Raw genomic sequence first — 22,042 nt, forward strand, 5'->3', positions numbered from 1 at the left:
GGGTTCGCAGTCTGTCGTTAACGCCAAAGCGAGTTGACGTGCTTAACGCAACATGAATATACTTTGTGTAACGGGACGCTACATGAGGACCTGCGTACCATTCGTGTAGCGCTGCAATGACCGGCACTAAGCCAGAATTCGGTCTGACAGTACTTCACGAATGGGACCTCAGTCCCGATTATCGATAGGCCCTAGGAGATTATTGGCCATGACTTATCGAACTCGCGTTCGGGCGATCAGCGTCTGCGTGCTGATCGTCCTCGCTTTGGGAGTCGCCGGTCTAGCGTCGGCGACCAATCAAAGCATTACAGCGCCCGTCAGCGTCAACTGCGCCGAGGGCGACATCGGCACGACCGTCTGCGCCATCCCGGTATCGCATACCTACGACGGCGGCGGGACCACGCTGGGCAATCTCACGCTGCTTGGTGCAACTTCTGCGGTCGGGGCCAGCCCTGCAACTGCTGACGTCGACTACGTGGGACTTTCCGAAGGCCTCACCGTTTGCGAAAACGACACAAGCGTCGGCTCGCCGTATACCTGTACGTTCTTCGTGACAGTCTACGGAGATACCGGGATCGAGCCCAATGAGACCTTCCAAGTGGCGTTTACCTCGCCCGGATTCAACGACGTATTCACCAACGCCGTGACGACGGTCACCATCATTGACGACGACGCACCCGTCGGGCCATCGACGTTCCACGTCCCGACCGTCTACGTCGATGAGACGGCAGGCACGGCGACCGTCACCGTCGAGCTAAGTACGGCGCTCGCCGGCGGGGCATCGGTCGAGGTGTTCACCGCTGCGGGCACGGCATCGGTCCCCGACAACGACTTCACGGCCGTGCCGGTGACCACGCTCAACTTTGCGGCCGCTGGCAGCCCCGGCGATACCGCGCAGTCGTTCAACGTATCGATTACAGACGACGCTAAGTTCGAGCCCAACGAGTACTTCTACGTCATCCTGCAGAACAACAGCGCCGGCACCGAACTGGGCACGCCGGATTACGGCATCGTCGTCATCAACTCGGACGATGCGCGCCCAACGGTCAACTTGACGCCGCTGGCGACCGTGTCGGAAGGGGCGGGCAGCGCCGTCTACAGCGCAGCGCTCACCAACCCGACATTCGAGTCCGTCTCGGTCAGCTTCGCCGCCGCGCCAATCGGCGGGACACCCGCCACGGCAGGCAGCGACTTCGCCGCGGAGACGGGAACGGTCGTTATCCCAGCCGGCGGTGTCGGCGCGACGATCTCCATCCCGATCGTCGAAGACACGAGCGACGAGCCGGCTGAGACGTTCTCCGTCACGCTGTCGAACGCGCAGCCCGGTGGCTATTCGATCGGTACGGCGTCGCAAACCACAGCCATCACCGACAACGATGGCGCGCCCACGGTCAGCGTGTCGAACGTGTCGGTCAACGAAGGCGCTGGAACCGCGTCCTTCACCGTCGCTCTGAGCAATCCGACGGCGAGTACGGTCAACTTCAACTGGGCGACCGCCAATGGCAGCGCGACACAACCGGCGGACTACACCAGCGCCGGTGCCGCGGCGTCGATCCCGGCGGGCAGCACCAGCGTCGTGCTCGGCCCGATCCCGATTGTCGATGACGCGACCGACGAGCCTGACGAGACGTTCACGATCAATCTGACGGGCATCACCAACGCCAGTAACGCGAGTGCCAGCGGCACGGTCACGATCATCGATAACGACGGCGCGCCGACCGTGCGCCTGCTCAGCCCGGCCAACGTCAACGAACCGGTCGCCGGTACGACCAATCAGACGTTCACCGTGCAGCTCAGCAACCCGACCACGACTCCGGTCACCGTGCGCTACTACAACAACAGCGCGACCGCATTCTGGGACGTCGACTTTGACGGCATCAACGTGGGATCGCCGCAGTCGATGACCATCCCCGCCGGCAGCACGTCCGGCACGTTCAGTATGACGATTTTCGCCGATACGATCGACGAGCCGAACGAGTTCTACTTCGCGCGCCTGCTCGACGTGCCGACCGGCAACGCGGTCATCGTCGAGGACGAGGCAGAAGCGTATATCCTCGACAGCGACGCCGCGCCCGTGCTGACGATCAACAGCCCGACCCTTGTCGAAGGCGATTCGGGCACGACCAGCATGGTGTTTACGGTGACGCTCACCGGTTCGACGTCGTGGCTGCCGGTCTCGTTCAACTACGCCACCACGCCGGGGACGGCGTCTCCTGCCGACTTTGTCTCCACCGGCGGCGCGATCACGATTGCCGCTGGCGCGACCTCCGCGACGATCAGCGTCCCGGTCGTGGGCGACACCATCGACGAAGGCGACGAGACGTTCACCGTTGCGCTCAGCAACCCGGTCAACGCAACCGGCACGCCGACCGGTACCGGCACCATTCAGGATGACGACGCCGCGCCGACGATCTCGTTCAGCTACGCGCCGGGCACGACCGTCACCGAAGGCGGCCTACTGCAAGTCAACGCGACGCTCAGCAATCCGTCGGCCAACCCGATCACCGTTGACATCGCCACCTCGCCCGGCGCTCCGGCCGCGACGAGCGGCGCGGACTACACGCTCAACGCCGCGTCGATCACCTTCCCGGCGGGTGCCGTGGGCGCGTCGTTCACCGTGAGCATCGCGGACGATGCGCTGTACGAGGCGGGCGGCAACGAGGTATTCAACCTCGACTACACGCTCGGCTCAGGAACGGCAAGCGGTCTCCCGGCCTCTCAGGCTATCGAGATCGCCGAGAACGAATCGGCCCCGATCATCAGCGTGCTGGACGCGACGCCGGTCAGCGAAGGTAACGCCGGCACGCAGAACCAGAGCTTTACGGTTCGCCTGAGCCATGCCAGCACGCAGGCGGTGACATTCGGTTGGCGGACCGCGGGCGGTACTGCCGCTGCGGCCGACGGCGATTTTATAGCGCAGGGCGGGGCGGTCCTCGTGCCCGGAAGCATCGCGGCAGGGGATACTACCTTCACGCTGCAAGTCGTCGTCAACGGCGACACCAAGTTCGAGCCGGACGAGTTCTACAGCGTGCTGATCGCGAACGTGGTCGGTGCGACGCTGGGCGATTCGCTTGCCTTCGGTTATCTGCTGAACGACGATCAACGCCCGACCGTGTCGATCAACAGCGTGAGCGTAACCGAAGGCAACACAGGAACGCGCACAGCCGTACAGACGATCGCGCTGTCGAACCGCAGCTACGACTCGATCACCGTGACGTACAGCACGGCCGATGGCTCGGCCACCGCCGCGGGCGGCGACTATGGCCCGGTTGTCAGCGGTACGATCGTCATCCCGCCCAATGTCGACTCGATCAGCCTGACGACGCTCGTCAATGGCGACACGATCGACGAGGCCAACGAGACCTACACGGTCAACATCAGCGGCACGCACGGCACGGGCGGCTCGGCCGGCACCGACAGCGGTACCGTCACCATCCTCGATGACGACGCCGCGCCGACCGCCTCGCTCAGCGTTCAGCCGTCGACTACCGTCGAGGAGAACGCCGGCTTTGTGACTGTCACGGCGACGTTGAGCAACGCGTCGGCGCAAGCCGTGGACGCGACGGTCTCGACCACCGACGGCACGGCCGTCGGCGGCACCGACTTCGTCAATCCCGGCACGACCATCACGATCCCGGCTGGCAGCCTCAGTGGCAGCGCCACCATCACGATTGTCGAAGACTCAATCGATGAGACGAATGAGACGTTCGACGTCAGCCTGACCGGCATCACCAACGCGTCGAACGCCACCGCCGGCCCGGTCACCGTCACCATCGTGGATAACGACGGTCCGCCGGCGATCCGCGTGGCGGATGTCGTGGTCAACGAAGGCGTGAGCGCGGTCTTCACGTTTGAACTGGTGGACGAGGCCAACGCCCTGACGACCAGTCAGAACGCCGTCAGCTTCGATTACGCGCTGGTGCCCGGAACGGCATCCGCGGCCGACTACGGCGCAGGCGCGCCGGCCAGCCCGGTGACGATCCCGGCCGGCAGCAGCAGCGTTCAGGTCACCGTACCGACGGTCAACGACACCACCGACGAGCCGAACCAGACGTTTAGCATCGTGCTGTCGAACCTCGTCAATGCCAATGCGCTCACCAGCGACACCGAAGCGTTTGCCACCATTGTCGACAACGACAACCCGCCGACCGTGACGCTTGGCGCCGATATCACGCAAGCCGAGGGCCTGCTAGGCTTCACCGCCTTCAATTTCACCGCGACCTTGAGCGCCGCGTCCGAGTTCGATGCCAGCTTCCGCGTCAACACGTCCGACTGGTCGCTGCCGCCGGCCACGCTTGCCGCGGCCCACGTGGTCGATGACGACTACGTGCCGGTGCTGAACCAGACGTTCACCATCCCGGCAGGCAGCACCAGCGTTACCATCCCGGTGCAGGCGCTGAGCGACCTGCGCTACGAACTGGACGAGAGCTTCACGCTGTCACTGGTCGTCGGCAGCGGTGTCAACGCCACGGTGCCGACCGGCATCCTGGGTTACAACGCGCGCACGGCCGTCGGCATCATCACCAACGACGATACCGAGCCGGAACTGAGCGTACTCGACCTGCAGATCGTCGAAGAGGACACCGGCGATTTGACGACCGGGTACATCACGGTCAGCAAGAACGTCCCCAGCGGCGCGGTCGTGCTGTTCCAGCTTCAGCTTGCGGAAGGCACGGCAACCGAGCCGGAAGACTATATCAACATCGGCACGTTTAACGGCACGATCTTCGAGGGCGAGGATCTGGCCTACGTGCCGTTCACCGTGGTGGGCGACAACCTCGCCGAAGGCAACGAGACGTTCACCGCGACGATCACCAGCATCATCAGCGGCGCGGTGATCGGCGACGCCACCGGCGAGATCACGATCATCGACGACGACGGACAACCCGTGCTGTTCGTCTCCGATCTGAGCTACACCGAAGGTGATGGCGACGGCGCAGGCGTGTTGGACGCGACCTGTATTGGCACCGCCAACGTCACCGTGAACATCACGACAGCGGCGTCGACGGCGATTACCTTTGATTGGGCGCTCGCCGACGGCACCGCGCACGACACGCACGACTACGCGGCGGCTACCGGCAGCGGTTCGATCGCGGCGGGCGCGACCAGCACCACCGTGCCGGTCACCATCTGCGACGACGACCTGTACGACGCCACTGAAGAGACTTTCCTGTTCGTGGTGTCTAACGTCGTGGGTACGTCGGGAGTCGGCAGCGACCTCGTCGGTGAGATCACGATCGTCGACACGCCCGATCCTGCACCGAGCCTTACGGTCACGGGCGCGACGGTCGCCGAGGGTGGCGTCGTCACTTTCAGCGCCGACTTCGGCCCGTCAGGGCAGGCCGGCCCGGCCTTCGCCGGGACCGACATCACGGTCACGGTGAACACCGTCAACGGCAGCAATGCCAACGCGTTCCTGAACGCGGTCGGCGGCGCGGACTTCGCGCCCAGCGGCTTGACCGTGCTGGTGTTCCCAGAACTGACCGGTCAGCAAACGCTGGGCGTGCAGACGCTGGACGACGCCGTGTTTGAAGCGACCGAGGCGTTCGGCCTGACCGTCGTCAACGCCGGCCCGACGTTGTGGGACGCCGTCGACGGCGTCGGCACCATCACTGAGAACGACGCCGCCCCGACCGTAAGCGTGCTTGATCTGGCAGTCAACGAAGGCAATCAGGCAGGTATCAAGCTCTACACGCACGACTTGCAGGTGAGCCGTCTGTCGGCGATGCCGATCACCGTGCAGTATGCGGTCGAGGCTGGCGGCAACGCGCCGCAGGCCACTCTCGGCACGTGTGCGCCCGGTGTCGACCTTGACGAGTCCGACGGCGCGCCGCTGACCGCCACAGTCGCGGCGTACGCGCTAAGTGCCTCGCTGAGCGTCGAGGGCTGTCAGGACCTCAACTACGAGACTGACGAGTACTATCAGGTCACGCTGAGCGGCGCGTTCATCGACGTCGACAGCAGCGGCACTAACAACGCCGGTGACGTCACGCTGGCTGTGGCGCGTCCGGTCGGCTTCGGCACGATCCTCAACGACGACGCGCTGCCGGTGATCGAGTTTGCCGCGGCATCGCTGGCGCCGTCCGTGGCCGAAACTGCGGGCAGCGTCACGCTGACCGTACAGCTCGGCGGCGCGGCGGTTCCGGCCAATGTGCCGATCACGTTCAGCTACGTCACGGGCGATCTGAGCGCCAACGATGGCAGCGACTACACCGGAACGCAGGCCGGAGTCGGCACGATCCTCGCCGGCGCGACCTCGACCACCATCGGCGTGCCAATCCTTGACGACGCGGTTTACGAACTGACCGAATACTTCAGCGTGGCGCTGACCGGCGCCTCGAACGCGGCGATCAACGCGGCGGCCGATGTGTCGACCGTCGAAATCACCGACGACGACACCGCCGTGACGCCGACGCTCACCATCGACAGCGTGACGGTGACCGAAGGCAATACGGCGGTCTTCACCGTTAGCCTCGCGCCAGCGACCGGCTTTGATGTCTTCGTAGACTTCGCCACCAGCAACGGCACGGCGGACAGCAGCGACTACGTCGGCCAGTCCGGCACGCTGACCTTCCTCGAAGGCCAGACCAGCCAAACGATCTCGATCGTCACGCAGGAAGATACGCTGTTCGAGCCGAGCGAGACGTTCAACGTCACGCTCAGCAACGCCCAGCCCGGCGGCAGCGTGTCGATCGGCACCGCTGTCGGTGTCGGCACCATCACCGACGACGACGTTGCGCCGCAGCTCAGCGTCAGCGACATCGCGCAGGCGGAAGGCAGCGCTGGGGGTGGCACGAACTTCGTGTTCAGCGTCACGCTCGACGCGCCGGCGGGCAGCGCGGCGACGTTCGACTGGACGCTCGTCAGCACCACCACCGACGCGGCCGACTTTGTCGGTGTCACCAGCGGCAGCGGCAGCATCGCGGCCGGCGCGGCCTCGACCAACGTCGTCGTAACGGTCGCTGCCGACACGATCTACGAGCTGGACGAGTACTTCTATATCGAGTTGAGCAACCCGGTCAACGCCGCCATTGCGGACGCGTTCGGCAATGGCGTCATCGAGAACGATGACACCGCGCCGACAGTCACGATCAGCGACGTCACGCTTGCGGAAGGCACCGCTGGCACGCTGACGGTCACCCGTACCGGCTTGACGCAGCAATCGGTCGACATAACCTACACCAGCGTCGACGTCACCGCCGAAGCCGGCAGCGACTACACCGCGATCAGCGGCTCGGTGACCATCCCCGGCGGCGGCGCAAGTAACAGCGCGACCATCCCGGTCGACGCGCTGACCGATGCTGTGTTCGAACTGGCCGAGACGTATCACGTCGTCCTGACCGGCGCGGGCAGCGCCACCGTCGCTGACGACACCGGCGTGGTGACGATCACCAACACGAATCTGCTGCCGGTCATCGACGTGACGGTCGACCCGGTCACGGCCAACGAAGGCACGGTCACCAACACCTACCGAACGGTCACGTTCAGCCTGAGCACCGCGTCGGTGCAAACCGTCACGGTAGACTACGACCTGCTGGACGGCACGTTTGGCGGCGGCTGGGTGCCGGCCATCGCCACCGACGACGACTACATCGACGACGACGGCACCATCACGTTCCTGCCGGGCGAGACCGAGAAGACCGTCACGGTCGAAATCATCGCCGACACCAAGTACGAGCAGAACGAGCGCTTCCGCATCGGCGTCGGCAACGCCGTCAACGCGACGCTGTTCAACGGCAACCCGACGGCCATCCGCCAGATCAACGTGCCGAACGACGACGGCCCGCCGCTCGTCAGCATTCAGGCCGACGTCGAGGTGTTGGAGAACGTCGGCTCGGTGACGATCACGCTGACGACCGACGAAGAATCGTACGACAACATCGTTGTGCAGCTCGACACCGCCGACATCGACGCGCTGGGCAGCGGCCCGCTCGCGGACTATGTCGCGCTGGTCGCCGAGCCGATCACCATCACGGCCGGTAGCCAGTCGGCGTCCACGACCGTGACCATCATCAACGACGCGCTGGACGAGGACTTGGAGCAGTTCGAGGTCATCATCAGCGGCATCGTCAGCGGAGACGCGTTGATCGACCCGGATGACCGCACCGTCGTCACGATCCGCGACAACGACCGCGCGCCGGTCTTCACCGTCAGCGACGTGACCGACACCGAGGAAAACGGCCCGTTCGTCTTCACGATCAACTCGAGCGCACCGAGCGGACGCGTCCTGCGCTTCGACGCGGCGCTGGCCGACATCACCGCGCAGTTGGGAATCGACTACGCGACCGCGCCGGTCGTCATCGCCCCGGCGGCAGTGGACGCCGGTGGTGGCAGCATCGTGATCCCCGAGAACTTCGACGCGTACCCGATCACGGTCACGGTCGACATCGTAGACGACACGACGCTGGAGGCCGACGAGCAGTTCACGCTCTCGCTGGTCAACCTGCTGCCGTTGATCGGCTTTGACGACCTGAACAGCGACTTCGACGGCGTCGGCACAATCGTCAACACCGACACGGCCACGCTGGCCATCAGCATCGACCCGAACACGGTGGTCGAAGGTCTGCCGCTGCCGTTCGTCGTGACGATTACCGACCCGGCGGAAATCCCGGTCGAGTTCGCCTACACGGTCAGCGACGGCACGTCGGCCAGCCCGGCCACCGCGCCCGACTATGTGGACGAAAACGCGGTCTTCGTGACCATCCCGGCAGGCGCGGCCAGCGCGGCCATCCCGGTGCAGACCGTGGACGACGTGCTGTACGAACTGACCGAGGACGTGATCGTCGACATCGCCAGCCCGGTACCGGCCGCCTTCGTGTCGATCACCACCGCGCAGGCGCAGGGCTTCATCAGCGACAACGACGCCGCGCCGAGTGTCAGCATCAGCGACGCGCAGGTGGTCGAAGGCGATAGTGGCGACACCTACAACATGGTGTTCACCGTCACGTTGAGCGCCGCCGCCGGAACGCCGGTCAGCGTCGACTACACGACCGCCGACACCGGCGCCGGTGCGGGCTTCGCCACGGCCAATGTCGACTACACGACCACCGCCGGAAACCTGACGTATGCGCCGGGTCAGACCATCCGCTTCATCACCGTGCCGGTGCTCGGCGACGGGATCACCGAAGGCGACGAGGTATTCGCCGTCAACCTGACCAACCCGGTCCCGGCCACGGTGACAATTGCCGACGCGAGCGGGCAGGGCGTGATTGTGGACGACGAAGTCGCGCCGATCCTGAGCATTACGGATGTGACCGCCGATCCCGAAGGCGACGCCGACGGCTTGAGCGCGGCCGATCCGGACGCGTGTACCGGCACCGTCACCCTGACGGTCAGCATCGCCAACACGTCGGTCAGCGCGATCACCTTCGAATGGGCGACCGCCGACGGCACTGCGCTCGATACGCACGACTACCCGGCGCAGTCCGGCTCCGGCGTGATCGCGGCCGGATCGCTGTCGACCACCCTCGACGTCACGTACTGTCAGGACACCTACGACGACCTCGACACCGAGACGTTCACGGTCGTCCTGAGCAACCTGACCAACGCCGCGCTGGCGGGTAACGACACTATCGCCGCCGTCAACATCGTGGACGACGACGCGACGCCGACGATCAGTATCGCCGACGCGCCGGCGACGCCGGAAGGCTCGCCGCCGGGTGTGGGCGGGTCGCTGGTGTACCCGGTGACGCTCAGCGCGCCGACCGGACGCACCGTCAGCTTCACCTACACCGTGTCGGACGGCGCGGCACCTGCCGCGACCGTCTCCGACACCGACTATCTCGACGTCAATGGCGCACTGGTCAGCCTGCCGCCGTTGAGCGACGCGACGACCGTCAGCGTGCAGATCGTGGCGGACAGCCGCTATGAGCTGGACGAGAACGTCAGTGTGGCGATCAACGCGACGGCCGGACTGACCAACGGCACGACGACTGCCAACGGTGTCATCAGCAACGACGACGCGGCCCCGGTCATCACAGTCGCGGGCGACAGCGAAGTCTATGAGGGTGATGCCGGCACCACGCCGCTGGTCTTCACGGCAAAGCTCGACCGCATCAGTGGTGCCGACGCGCAGTTCACCTTCAGCACGGTGGACGGCACAGCGCTGGTGTCCGACAGCGACTACGTCGCAGTCGCCCCCGGCGCGGTGACGGTGACGATCCCCGCCGGCCTGACCGAGCAGACCTTCAGCGTCGACGTCGTTGGCGACACCAAGTTCGAACTGAACGAGACGTTCACGGTGACCATCGACGCCGTCGCGCCGCATGTGGTCAATGGCGCGGATGTCGTGGCGGTCGGGACGATCCTGACCGATGACATTCCGCCGGTGCTCAGCGTTGGCGACGCCACCGTGACCGAAGGCAACAGCCCGGCGATCACCGACGTCACGATCACGCTGTCGTTGAGCGAGCCGAGCGAGTACGTCACCGAGGTGTTCTATTACACGCTCGACGGTGACGGCCCGGCCCGCGCCACGCTGGCCGATACCGACTTCGTATACGTCATGCAGCAGGCGGTCATCCCGGCCAATACGCTGTCGATCGACCTCACGCTGCCGATTGTCGTCGGCGACGAGAAGTACGAGCAGGACGAGACGTTCTTCGTCGTGCTGACCGATGCCTACAACGCCACGCTTGGCGACGCGATCGGTCTCGTGACGATCACCAACGACGACGGCGCACCGTCGGTGTTCATGGACACGGCGGCCGTCTCGGTGGTCGAAGGCGACACCGGTCTGGTCGACATGATCTTCACCGCGCGCCTGAGCAACCCGACCTACCAGACTGTAACAGTGTGGGTCGATACGAGCGACGGCAGCGCGGCCTTCGCCGACAGCGATTACCAGCAGGCGGTCGATCTGCCGGTGGTGTTCGCTGAAGACGAGGTCGTAAAGACGTTCGTTGTCAAGGTCATCGGTGACGAGAAGTACGAGCTGGACGAGACGCTGCAAGTCACGCTGGGCCTCCCTGCGCCGCAAGCGTGGACGGGCAGCATCGGCGCGCCGGCCTCGCACATCGGCACAATCGTGAACGACGACCCAATCCCGACGCTGGCGATGGTCGACGCCTCGGTCAACGAAGGCGATCCGGTGCAGGTCGTGGCGGTTCTGACCAACCCGTCGTATGAGGACATCTCGGTGACGCTGGTGACGACCGCCGGCACGGCGCTCGATCCGGACGACTATGCGGGCACGGCCGGCACGACGATCACGATCCCGAACGGGACGATGATCTCCACGCCATTCGCCATCGCCACGGTTGACGACACGCTGTTTGAGCTGACGGAGACGTTCACGGGCGATGTGTCGGCGCCGGCCGGTGCAGTCACTCTCGGTGACGCCGACGCGACCTACAGCATCGTAGACGACGACCCGCTGCCGGTAGTCACGGTCAACGACGTCAGCGTGGTCGAAGGCGACGCCGGCACGACAACCATGACGTTCGACATCGCGCTGGCGACTCCGGCCGGTATCGACATCACGTTCCTCGTCAATACGGCCAACAGCAGTGTGGACGACGCGACGCTGCCGAAGGCGAAGAAGGCCATCGACTACGTCCAGATCATCGACGCCGCGGGTGTGATCCCAGCGGGATCCACGGTGCTGAACTTCGACGTAACCGTGATCGGTGAGGAGAAGGTCGAGGAGGACGAATACCTCAGCGTGCTGCTGAGTGGCTTCAACTATGTGAACGCGGGTGCGTCCGATCTCGCCGGTGTCGGCATGATCGAGAACGACGACGTGGAAGTGGTCGTGCCTGAAACCGACTTCGGCTTCGAGTTCGGAGTCGATCCGTGGGAGCTGAACAGCCCCAATGGTACGGATCAGGGCGACAAGCTGCGCTGCGGCAAGGGCGATGCCTACGAAGGCGACTGCTACTTCCGCTTCAAGGGTCGGGCCAACGAGAATGTGGGCCTCAAGATGATCCTGACGAGCGGTCTGATCCCGGGCCCGCTGGCGATCAACGACGGCCTGCGCTTGAGCCTGTGGTACAAGACCACCGCCGCGCTGCCGCAGCTCGCGTTCAAGGCCAAGGTTTTCTTCACCGATGGCACGGAGAAGCTGACGTTCGGCGGATCGATCCCGGTGGCGCCCACCAGCGACATCTGGACGTACGCGAGCGCCGAAGGCGTGCTGGCCGACAGCATCGCGATCGACAAGATCAAGCTGAAGCTGCGCCACAAGTCGATCACGTCACGCATCGACGTCGACGCCGTGCGGCTTGAGATCGTACCGGGGCTGGGCCTCCCGCGTGACGCACAGACTCGCAGCGGCACGGACGACGCGCTGCTTCCGCCGCCGCCGCCGGTCGTAGATGGCTGGAGCGGCCACAACTAGCCCGCAGACCCCGGCGCAGCGTCAACGCGCCGGGGGTGCTCCAAAGGGCTTTCGCCCTCTGGACTCCCATACTTGCAAAGGAGGCCGCATGCGGCCTCTTTTGCTGAGAAGGGGTCAAGGGGTGTAAATCCCTTGTACGGGTCGTTATTCGACGGTAGTCGCCGTTTGGGCGACCAACTCGGTGCGGCTGGTCCAGTTGCCGGCAAGGTCGCGCGCCCACACGTCGAACTCGTAGCGTCGGCCCGGTTCGCCTTGGAACGTCGCGCCGGTCGCTTCGGTTTCCAGCCACGGCGCCCAGTCGCCGCCATCCACGCGTACCCATACCAGATACAGGTCGATCCCGCTGTTGTCGGCTCCGCCCCAAGCGACCGTGAAGGTCGTCGGGCTGGTGTCGGGCAGCGGACGCATAAATGCCAGCGGCGCGGTCGTGTCATTGGCCGGGTTGATCGTCGGTACGGGAGTCGGAGTCGTCGGCGCTTGCGGCACCGAAACGACCGGGACACCGACCGGCCCGAGCGTGCGTTGGAAGCGCACCAGATCGACCACGCCATCGGGGCGTTCGATGATCAGGACAGGCGCGCCGCCAATGGCCGAATCGGCGCCGGGTTGAAGTTCGGGATAGCCGTCGGGCATGGCGGGCGGCAGCACGAGGCGATACTGCCCGTTTTCGTCGGGGGCCAGCATCTCGTCGCCGTCGAGCATAACGCGCTGCGCGTTGAACCCGGCCGCATCAACCGCGACAGTCGTCGCCGTGAATGTGCGGTTCCAGTACGCCGTGATGCGCCGCCCGTCGGCCATCTCGAACGCTGCGGCGAACACCCCGCGCGGCCTGCCGGTGCTGACCTGTTCGGGTTCGAACGTGATGTCGGGCAGGGGGGTGAAACCGCTGTCGAAAACTTGTGCCAGCAGTAGATAGGCGGTCGCAGAGGGACGCGGCGACCCCGGCACCGGATGCTGCGAGAAGCATACCGACGAGCTCACGTTGCGGAACAAGCCGTGCGCGTCGCCGCTGCACAGCGTTCCGGCCGAGCACAGGCTCCCATTGTGCGGTGGGAAGTCGGTGCCGGCGGGTTGGTCGCCGCAATCGTCGTAAAGCTGGTGGAAGATCAGCACGTCGGCACCCTCGTGCCAGCCGTACACCGCGCTCTGGATGACGTACCATGCCTGCTGAATCTGTGTAGCGCGGAGCTGCCGCTGAGACGGATCGCTGACCCACGTCGGTCCGGGGTAGTCGTCCCACACCGGCACGCCGGTCTCCGTCACCCAGATCGGCCGGCGCAGTCCGTACGCGATCAACGACTGCTTGACGTTGAGTACCAGCCAACCGGTGCGCCACGGGTCGGCATAGGCATGGACGGCGACAATGTCCATGTACCAGTTGTGGGCGTCGCGCATCGGGTCGTCCTCGAAGATCGCCAGCACGCGCGCCAGCCAGTTGTCCTCGGTGCCGAACAGCAGGCCGGCAAACATGATCTGTGCGTTCGGGTCGGCCAGCTTGGCGGACAGATACGCGACCTTGAGCAAACGCGCATAATCGCCGATCGATGCCGACCAGAAGATTTTGACGTCCGGCTCGTTCCAGATTTCCCACACGCGAATGCCAGTGGTGGGCGGTAGTATCCCAGCCGCCGCCGCTCCGCCATCCGGCTTGTAACGGTTGACGGTCTCGAAGACGTAGCGTGCCCACGGGTTGTCCGGGTTGAACGGCTTGCCGGGGGCAGGTGTATCGGTGCCGTCGGCAAAGATTGGGGTGTGCAGTCCCGCGATTCGATCGCCGTCTGCGTAGAAGCCGGGCCGGCCGAGCAGAATGGCGTTGATTTGCAGATCGAACTGGAGGTCGTCGGCCACCTGCCGGTCGTAGGCGCCCCACTGGAAGTTGCCGGGCGACGTCTCGATGCGATCCCAGTACAACGGGAAGCGGTTCCATGACGCGCCAAGCGACAGCGCCGTGACGTACCTCTCCGCCGGCGTTCCGCCTTCGGGCGCGCTCACGTGGGCCAAGCCGAGGCGTGCATTGCGCACGAACGCCTCGGTCGTGCCCGGGACGATGGGCTGCGCTTGAAGCTGCGCGCACGCCGTGATGGCAGTAAATAGCAACAGAACGATGACGACGGCAGCAGCCCGCACCCGCAAGTTTCCCTTTACTTGACCTGATTACTTCGTCCGCACGACCGCGTCGACCAACCAGCACCCGGCGAAATCACCGCGCTGCTGGCGTGACAGCACCCAGCGAAAGCCGGCCGTGCCGTCCATACGTCGCACGATCCACACCTGCTGCCACGCTTGATCGAGGCTGAACGTCATGTGTACCTGCCCCAACTCGGCCCGGTCGAACCCGATCAGCGGCGCATACAACGGGTTCTTCACCAGCGCGATGAAGCGCTCCAGATCGCCGGTCGCGGCACGGTTGTTCGGTGACGCAAACCGGTAGGCGATCCTGATGCCCGCGTCGTCCGGCATCAGGTCGTTGTTCTGCAGCGCGTCGAGCTGCAGGCTCACGACATCCTTGGCGAGCAGTTCGGGATCGGGATACGCGTCGTACAGCGGTTCAGGTGGTTGGAACATGGTAAATGCGAACGCATGACAACTTCCCGACATTATACACACAGTAGACAACAGCACTTAGTTGGCTTACGGCGAAGATAAGATTAGAATTAGACGTGCCAACGCCCTCGGAGACTCGCGACCAATGGTAGACCGTCGACTGATCGATGCTCTGGACAGCGCTCAGCCTGAACGACGTAAGGCCGCCATTCAACAGCTCGCCCGCACCAAAGACATCGAGGCGCTGCGCTACCTTGAGGCAGTCGAGCGCGCCGACAACGACGGAAGCGTGCGCGATCTTGCCCGCAAGGCCATCGTCTATATCAAGCGCAACAACCCGGGCGAGGCCGAATCGCCCGCGGCAGAGGTCAAGAGAGGCGCTCAGCCGGGTTACGCATCGGGCAGCATTCTTGCCGAGTATGCCAATCGGCCCGCAGAACCGGAACCCGTCGAAGCGGAACAGGAGGATGCACCGCCCCAACCCAGACCGCGTTCGCTGCACGAGGTGACCGAGTCGCGCCAGCGCGCGGCACGCGGCGCGATGGAGATGGCCGGCCGTGCCTCGTTCGACGGACTGAACGCGCGCGCCGCAAAGTATTTGGTCGAGGCGTTCAAGCTCAACCCGAACTTGCAGTACGATGCCTATGCCGTCGGTTTGGCCGCCACCATTTCCGGCCTCTACAAGGACGACGCGGTGAAGGCCGTGCAGGACGGCTCGATTCTCGAACTGTTCGACAAGAAGGAATTCAAGGCCAAAGCCAAGCGCGAGATCGAAAACGAGGCGCGTGACGACGCACCGCCGGCAGGATGGGGCACGGCTCTAATCGACCTGCTGCTTTACGGTCTGATCAACGCAGTCATCGTCGGCGTGTCGTTTGCGGCGTTTATCGCGCTGGTCACCAATATCATCAACAGCGATCCACAGCTTCAGGCGCAGATGGCGCAGGCCAGCGCGCAGGCGACCGGCATCATAAATCAGCTCATCGCGGCAGGGGTCGTCCTCACCCTGCTTTATGCGCTGATATACGGCCTGATCGCGATCGTGCTTCTGCTGCTCCAGTCGTTCTTCATCCATGTCGCCGCGCGCATGATCCTCGGCGGAGACGGCACGCTGGCAAACCTGATTCACAAGACCGCCCTTTTCCTTGGCATCATGACTGCGCTCGTCTTCGTGGCGCAGATCGGCGGCTTTCTGCTTCCGCTCGTCACCGAACCGGCGATCGGAATCGGCATCTATGCTGTATCCTTCTTCTTGTCTTTGTGGACGCTGATGGGATACAGCTCGCGTATCGGTCGCACGTACGATTTCGGTGCGGGCCGTGGATGCGCGGCAATCTTCCTTGCGAATATCTTCTTCATCATTCTCGGGTTAGTGTGTTTTGCCGCATTCGGGCAAGCCTACCTGAGCGAACTTTCGAACCAATTGAGCATCCTCGCACTGACCCCAATGGTCGTGCCGTAGAGGTCGCCAACTAGTGAGTATTCGGTGGGGGTGATGTTGTGGTCGACCGTCAGTTAATCAGTCAGCTGCAAAGCATCAATGCGAGCCAGCGCCGCGAAGCCATCATCGCGCTTGGACGCACTAAAGACCGCGAGGCCATACCGCACTTGTCGCGCGTGGTCGAGATCGACCCCGACGAGGCGCTGCGCGAACTGGCGCGCAAGGCGGCGATCTACATTGACAAGCACGCGCCGGTGGTCAACGTCAAGCCGTTCAAGATGCCGTGGGACGACCTCGAAGAAGACGAGGAGGAACTCGACACTGACGCGGATGCCGCGCAAGCGGCCGAGGGTGTCGACGCTATCCTGGCCAGCTATACACCGCCATCGCCGGAGGAGGTCAGCGCACAGCAAGACCTCGAATGGGCGGAGAGATATATCGAGCGCGCGTGGCAGGCGTACTACACCGACGACAAGGCCGGCGCCGAATCCAACCTGCGCAAGGCGTTCGAAAAGTCGCCGGCCATCGCCGACAACCCGAACGCGCGCGAGGCCGCCGGCAAGATTATGAACATGAACGCCGATCGGGCCGTGGCGGCACTGCTTAAGCCGCACACACAGCGCCGGCCAGCCTCGATGAGCAAGAAGCCCGCTACGTCGTCGGCGCAGCCGGCATCGAAGACGCGCAAGACCGGCGTCGCAGCGGCGGTGTTGGAAGGCCGCACCGGCAAAACGGTCGATGAAATCGAAGACGGCAACTTCGGCCGGGCGCTGCTCGACCTGTTCGTCTATTTTGCGATCGCGTTCGTCATCGGTTTTGCGACGATCTACCTGTTCGCTCAGTTCTTGAGCACGCGATACGATCTGAATAACCCGGCAGCGGCGAACGACCCGTCGGTACAGGCCCTAAGTCCGGTACTGGAGGCAATCACCGGCGAACAGGGCGTGGTCAACAGCGCAGGTTACGCCGCCGTTTCAGCGGCCAGTAATGCCGTGACGTTCCTGATTACCTCGTTCGTCACGCACTTGGTGGCCGTGACGCTGCTGGGCGGAAATGGCACCATGCCGCGCTTGATCCGCAAGACGTTCTTGTACTACGCACTGGTCAACCCAGTGCTGGTGATACTGATCGTTGTTGCGGCGTTCCTCGCTGCATTGATCGACTTCGTGCAAGTCCTGACGATCGCGATTGGCGTGCTGTCTGTCGGCGCGATTCTATTCCTCGCGTGGCGCATCAGCGTGGCGTACCGGTTCGACATCGGGCGCGGGTGCATGACGATGATCCTGACGGTCATCGGCTATGTGTGCTTGGGCGCGTCGCTGGTCTTTATCCTTGTCGCGCTTGGCGTTGGCCCGTTTGCCCAGCTTGCGCAGTCGTTCGGCTAACCGCGCACAGCGACCTCGGCCGGCAGGCCGGCGATCTCGGCGCTGATCGCCCAGAGATGCTCTTGTGCCTCGACGTCCCGCGCCGCGCGTGACGCCTCGGTGACTCTCTCGTTGTCGAAATAGGCGCCGGTCGTGTGCGCCAGTTCAGGCGCCGTCGCGGCATAGATGCTCGTAAGCGCGCCGTCTTCCGGTGACTTGCCGAACGCGCTGAACACCGCGCCGGCGGCCTTTGCGACGATCCCGGAGTTGTTGCGCCCGAAGCCAGTGGCGACCATCCCCGGGTGCAGTGCGTTGACGGTGACGCCGGTGCCCTCGAGCCGACGTGCGAGCGCGTTGCTGAACAGAATGTTCATCAGCTTGCTCTCGCTGTAGCGCGTGAAGCCGATGTAACCACGCGATTTCTGCAGGTCGTCGAAGTCCACGCCGCGCGCCGAGAAATGCGCACCGGACGACACGTTGACGATGCGGCTAGGCGCGCTGGCGAGGATCAGCGGAAGCAGGCGCCGTGTGAGCAGGTAGTAGCTCATGTGGTTGAGGGCGAAGGTCAGCTCCAGCCCCTCGTCGGTGACCTCGCGCGAATAGAAGATCGCGCCCGCGTTGTTGACCAGTACGTCTAGGCGGTCGTACCGGGCGAGGAACGTGTCCGCAAGGCTGTTGACCTCGCGCATCAGCGACAGGTCGGCAAGCAGGCCGTCGACCGCCGCGCTGCCTGTCGACTCGCGCAGGTCGGCCACGACGGCCTCGGTCTTTTGCGGGCTGCGGCCGACGATGACCACATGTGCGCCCATCTTCGCCAGCGCCCGCGCGGTCTCCAGCCCGATGCCGTTGGTGCCACCGGTGATTAGAACGGTCTTTCCGTGCATGGTGTCTCCTTCAAGAATTCGGAAACAGTATGCGCGGTCAGGCTGTGTCCTTCATGATTCCAATGTGAGTCGTAGGTGTAATACGTGAGCGTCTGTGCCGCGGCGGCCTGAAACGCCGGAACGAGGTCGATGAAGGCGTAGCCGGAATCCTGCGCGACCTGCGCAACGACATCGCGCTGGTTGTCGAGGCGCGCGGCCAACGTGTCCCAGTCGACCGGCGCGACATCGCCGTGGGTCAGCCATCCGTCGGCGTCGAGCGACAGCGTGCGCGCGTTTTGCAGCACGTACTGGCGGTTGCCATCCGGATCCGCCAGCGGCATGTAGATGTGCTCTTTGTTCGGCACGTAGATCAGGCCCACGCATGCCCCGTTGGCCGCTGCATTGATCGCGTCGAGCGCCGCGCGCAGTTCCTGCACGTTACGGCTGTCGGCATACGTCTCCGTATCGCCGTTGAGCCACCACAAGTAGTCGCTGATGTACGCGACTTCGAACGTCGATCCGTCAGGGCGCGGGTGGTCGAGCGGGTAGAGATACCGTTCTTGCGGGTCTAATGTGATATCGTTATAGTCGCTAAGCGCACGCACCGAGGGTGCTGGCGCGCCGAAGGCTTTGGTGAGGTTCAGCGTCACAGGGCCGTCCCCGGCGCTTTGGCGGCTGGTCCGAATGTTGCTGAGGTCGTTGCCTTCGAAGTAGGCGACGAGCACCCACGTGTGATCGTCCGCCAAGTACTGTTCGGCGATGGCCTGATATTCGAGGGGGCCGAATCCGCTCCAACCGAGGTTGCGCACCGGCGCGTTAAGTTCTTCCGCCAGCAGGTCGGTCCACGGTACCTGACCGCCATCGGTGAACGAGTCGCCGATCACGGCGACAGGGTAGCGGTCGGCAGTGCGCGCGGGGCGGCGGAAGCCGTCGGCATCGTCGAAGCGCACGCCGTCCTCCAGCACGCGGTTTTCGGCCGGCGGCCGCACTTGGCCCGGCTGATGGCGAAACGTATCGCCGTCGAGGTCGGTGAACAGGAAGCGTTGGCCGCCGGGTTCGAGCGAGGGGAACGCCCGGATCAGCACGACGACCAGCAGCACGCCCACCAGCGTGCCGGCGGCGATCAGCACTAACGCCCCGAGGATCGAGGCGCGGCGGGAGAGCGTAGGGCGTTTGTTTTGCGTCATCCGCGCCATTATGCGCACAGTTGGTGGTTTTAGGAAGGTGTACCGTATGTTGGGTTGGTTCAGCCGCAAGATCAAGACACAGGTCGCCGCGCGGATGTCTCGCGAGGCGCTGTTGGCACGCGCTGTCCACAGCGATAACATCACCGCGCTTGCCGCCATCGAAGAGTTGAAGGAGCGCCTGCACTTTCAGGACGGGTCGATGCAAGGGCATAACCTTGCCGGGGCGCGGCTGCAAAACGTGCGGCTGGCAAAGGCGCTCATGCAGTTGATCGACCTGACCGGCGCCGACCTGCGCGGGGCGTACTTCGGCGAGACCGATCTGGTCAAGGCGAGGCTGATCAAGGCCGATCTGAGCGATAGCAACTTGCGCGAAATCCGTCTGACCGATGCCGATCTGACCGGCGCGAAGCTGCGCGGGGCGCACATGGCCGGCGCCGACCTGCGCGGCGCCCTGCTACGCAGTGCCGACCTCACCGGCGCGAATTTGTGGCAGGCGGCGTGTCAAGCCACGGACCTCACCGGCGCCGACCTGACCGGCGCGAACCTGACTGGCGTGCGTTTCAATTCGCACACCATTCTCCCCGACGGCCAGCTGTGGTCGCACGAGATCGACCTGACGATCTATACCGGCCGGCGCGTCGAAGCAGATTGACCTTGTGCTCGGGGCGCTGCCCCAAACCCCGCCAGAATGCTTGCGCCCTCTGGCCTCCCTGCGCCGTGACGGGGTCAAGGGGTGTAAATCGCTTTTGGAGGTGTGGAGGCGAAGCCTCCGCGACTTCGATCATCGCCCCAACGCACGCAGATTTCAGACTGGCCTATACTGAGGCTGTGCTCGATAGATCGGGAGGTGTGCGATGCGCGCTGTCCGCTTGAGTGTGATATTGTGCCTCGTGGTGGCCGTGTTTGGCGTGACATACGCCGCGCCGCCGTCGATTGGCGGCTGTCAGATTTTTCCCTCGAATAACGCATGGAACACGCCGGTCGATACCGCGCCGGTGCACCCCAACAGCGCCAACTACAGCGCCAACATCAACGCCAACGGTGGCGATTATGTGCACCCCGACTTTGGCGAGAATCCGGGCTACGGAATCCCGTGGACGACAGTGACGTCCAGCCAGCCGCTGGTGCCGATCTCGTTCTACTATCCGAACGAAAGCGACCCCGGCCCGTATCCGATCCCGTCCGACGCCCCGGTCGAGGGCGGCGGCGACCGGCACGTACTGGTCGTCGAGACAACCAACTGCGTGCTGTATGAGGTGTACGACGCAGAGTACACCGGCAGTGACATCACGGGCTGGGACGCAGGCAGTGGGGCGATTTGGCCGCTGAACACCAACGACCTGCGCCCAGACGGATGGACGAGCGCCGATGCCGCGGGCCTGCCGATCCTCCCCGGCTTGGCGCGCTGCGACGAAGCCGAGTCCGGCACGATCGACCACGCCCTGCGGGTGACGTTCTCGCGCACGCAGCGGGCGTACATCTACCCGGCGACGCACTTCGCGTCGAGCTACACCGGCGCGAACTATCCGCCGATGGGCCTGCGGCTTCGACTCAAGGCCAGCTACAACATCGGGCATCTCGACGGGCAGGCGCTGGCGATCGCACAGGCGCTCAAGAAGTACGGCATGATCGTGGCCGACAACGGCTCGAACTGGTACATCAGCGGCGAGACCAACCCGGGCTGCTGGGACGACAACGACCTCAACCGGCTCAAGGCGATCCCCGGCACGGCGTTCGAGGTGATCGTTTCGCCGCCGCCGCCGTCGGATATCCCCGGCGATCTTCTCAACAACGGCGGGTTCGAGGCGGCGGACACGGGCGGCAAGGCGCCATCGTATTGGACGCGCATCACGAAGAAGGACAAGCGCGTATGCAATTCCGAGGACGCGCTCGGCCCGGATGTCATCGTGGCGCAGGCCGGCAACTGCGCGTTCCGATTCAAAGGCAGCGGCATGAAAGACAAGCTCCAGCAGACCCTCAACCTCAGCCCCGCGATTGCCGGTGGCGTGACGGTTTCGGCCCAGATCAAGACCGAGTCCAACCCGGCCGACAGCGGTCTGATTAAGGCCAAGCTGATCGGCACGGGTGGCGAGAAATCCGCGCTGTCGATCAATTTCCCTGCCGGTACAACCGCGTGGACGCCCTATGGCGCAGGGCACGATCCCGGCTTCGCGATTGCCAAAATCAAGCTGAAGGTACAGTCCACGGCAGGCAGCGGATTCGTCTGGCTCGACAGCCTGTCGGTCGTGGCGGGATCGCCGCGTTTGCCTGTTCCGGCAGGGCCGTAGTACACTGTAAGGATCGAG

The 22,042-nt window shown here is 64.5% G+C and carries 9 protein-coding genes; 5 read left to right on the forward strand and 4 right to left on the reverse strand.

Translation table 11 applies throughout. The features are described from left to right. Nucleotides 1–208: 208 nt before the first annotated feature. On the forward strand, nt 209–12,337 hold the full coding sequence (locus IPM16_21025) for a hypothetical protein (GenBank protein MBK9125589.1): 12,129 nt from the start codon (nt 209–211) through the stop codon (nt 12,335–12,337). A 144-nt stretch (nt 12,338–12,481) separates the two neighbouring features. Here IPM16_21025 and IPM16_21030 read toward each other — a convergent pair whose 3' ends face one another. Both IPM16_21030 and IPM16_21035 read right to left on the reverse strand, forming a co-directional pair. After that, on the reverse strand, nt 12,482–14,464 hold the full coding sequence (locus IPM16_21030) for a hypothetical protein (GenBank protein MBK9125590.1): 1,983 nt from the start codon (nt 14,462–14,464) through the stop codon (nt 12,482–12,484). A gap of 27 nt (nt 14,465–14,491) precedes the next feature. Next, on the reverse strand, nt 14,492–14,902 hold the full coding sequence (locus IPM16_21035) for a DUF4864 domain-containing protein (protein ID MBK9125591.1): 411 nt from the start codon (nt 14,900–14,902) through the stop codon (nt 14,492–14,494). A 124-nt stretch (nt 14,903–15,026) separates the two neighbouring features. Between IPM16_21035 and IPM16_21040 the strand changes: the two genes are divergently transcribed. Both IPM16_21040 and IPM16_21045 read left to right on the forward strand, forming a co-directional pair. Then, on the forward strand, nt 15,027–16,343 hold the full coding sequence (locus IPM16_21040; GenBank protein ID MBK9125592.1) for a hypothetical protein: 1,317 nt from the start codon (nt 15,027–15,029) through the stop codon (nt 16,341–16,343). A 38-nt stretch (nt 16,344–16,381) separates the two neighbouring features. Next, nucleotides 16,382–17,707 carry a hypothetical protein gene (locus IPM16_21045; protein MBK9125593.1) on the forward strand — a complete coding sequence of 442 codons (1,326 nt, stop codon included), beginning with the start codon at nt 16,382–16,384 and terminating at the stop codon, nt 17,705–17,707. Here IPM16_21045 and IPM16_21050 read toward each other — a convergent pair. Continuing rightward, nucleotides 17,704–18,570 (reverse strand): SDR family oxidoreductase, encoded by an 867-nt coding sequence (locus IPM16_21050; protein ID MBK9125594.1) that lies wholly within the window; start codon nt 18,568–18,570, stop codon nt 17,704–17,706. The two genes, IPM16_21045 and IPM16_21050, sit on opposite strands and share 4 nt — an antisense overlap. Then, entirely contained in the window at nt 18,549–19,736 is a 1,188-nt protein-coding gene (locus IPM16_21055; GenBank protein ID MBK9125595.1) for a hypothetical protein, read from the reverse strand. Before IPM16_21055 ends, IPM16_21050 begins: the two co-directional genes overlap by 22 nt. A gap of 46 nt (nt 19,737–19,782) precedes the next feature. On the opposite strand from IPM16_21055, the gene IPM16_21060 reads away from it, so the two are divergent. Together IPM16_21060 and IPM16_21065 are read left to right on the forward strand one after the other, a co-directional pair. Continuing rightward, nucleotides 19,783–20,388, forward strand: a complete 606-nt coding sequence (locus tag IPM16_21060) for a pentapeptide repeat-containing protein (GenBank protein MBK9125596.1) — start codon at nt 19,783–19,785, stop codon at nt 20,386–20,388. A gap of 202 nt (nt 20,389–20,590) precedes the next feature. Continuing rightward, entirely contained in the window at nt 20,591–22,024 is a 1,434-nt protein-coding gene (locus IPM16_21065) for a hypothetical protein (GenBank protein MBK9125597.1), read from the forward strand. Nucleotides 22,025–22,042: the final 18 nt, after the last annotated feature.

It is taken from the genome of Candidatus Flexicrinis affinis (assembly GCA_016716525.1).
Classification (GTDB): Bacteria; Chloroflexota; Anaerolineae; order Aggregatilineales; family Phototrophicaceae; genus Flexicrinis; species Flexicrinis affinis.

What these genes read in the sequence shown, in the direction of transcription:
- IPM16_21025 (MBK9125589.1), top strand. Translation starts at nt 209, where the DNA reads ATGACTTATCGAACTCGCGTTCGGGCGATCAGCGTCTGCGTGCTGATC.
- IPM16_21035 (MBK9125591.1), bottom strand. Translation starts at nt 14,902, where the DNA reads ATGTTCCAACCACCTGAACCGCTGTACGACGCGTATCCCGATCCCGAA.
- IPM16_21040 (MBK9125592.1), top strand. Translation starts at nt 15,027, where the DNA reads ATGGTAGACCGTCGACTGATCGATGCTCTGGACAGCGCTCAGCCTGAA.
- IPM16_21050 (MBK9125594.1), bottom strand. Translation starts at nt 18,570, where the DNA reads ATGCACGGAAAGACCGTTCTAATCACCGGTGGCACCAACGGCATCGGG.
- IPM16_21055 (MBK9125595.1), bottom strand. Translation starts at nt 19,736, where the DNA reads ATGACGCAAAACAAACGCCCTACGCTCTCCCGCCGCGCCTCGATCCTC.
- IPM16_21060 (MBK9125596.1), top strand. Translation starts at nt 19,783, where the DNA reads ATGTTGGGTTGGTTCAGCCGCAAGATCAAGACACAGGTCGCCGCGCGG.
- IPM16_21065 (MBK9125597.1), top strand. Translation starts at nt 20,591, where the DNA reads ATGCGCGCTGTCCGCTTGAGTGTGATATTGTGCCTCGTGGTGGCCGTG.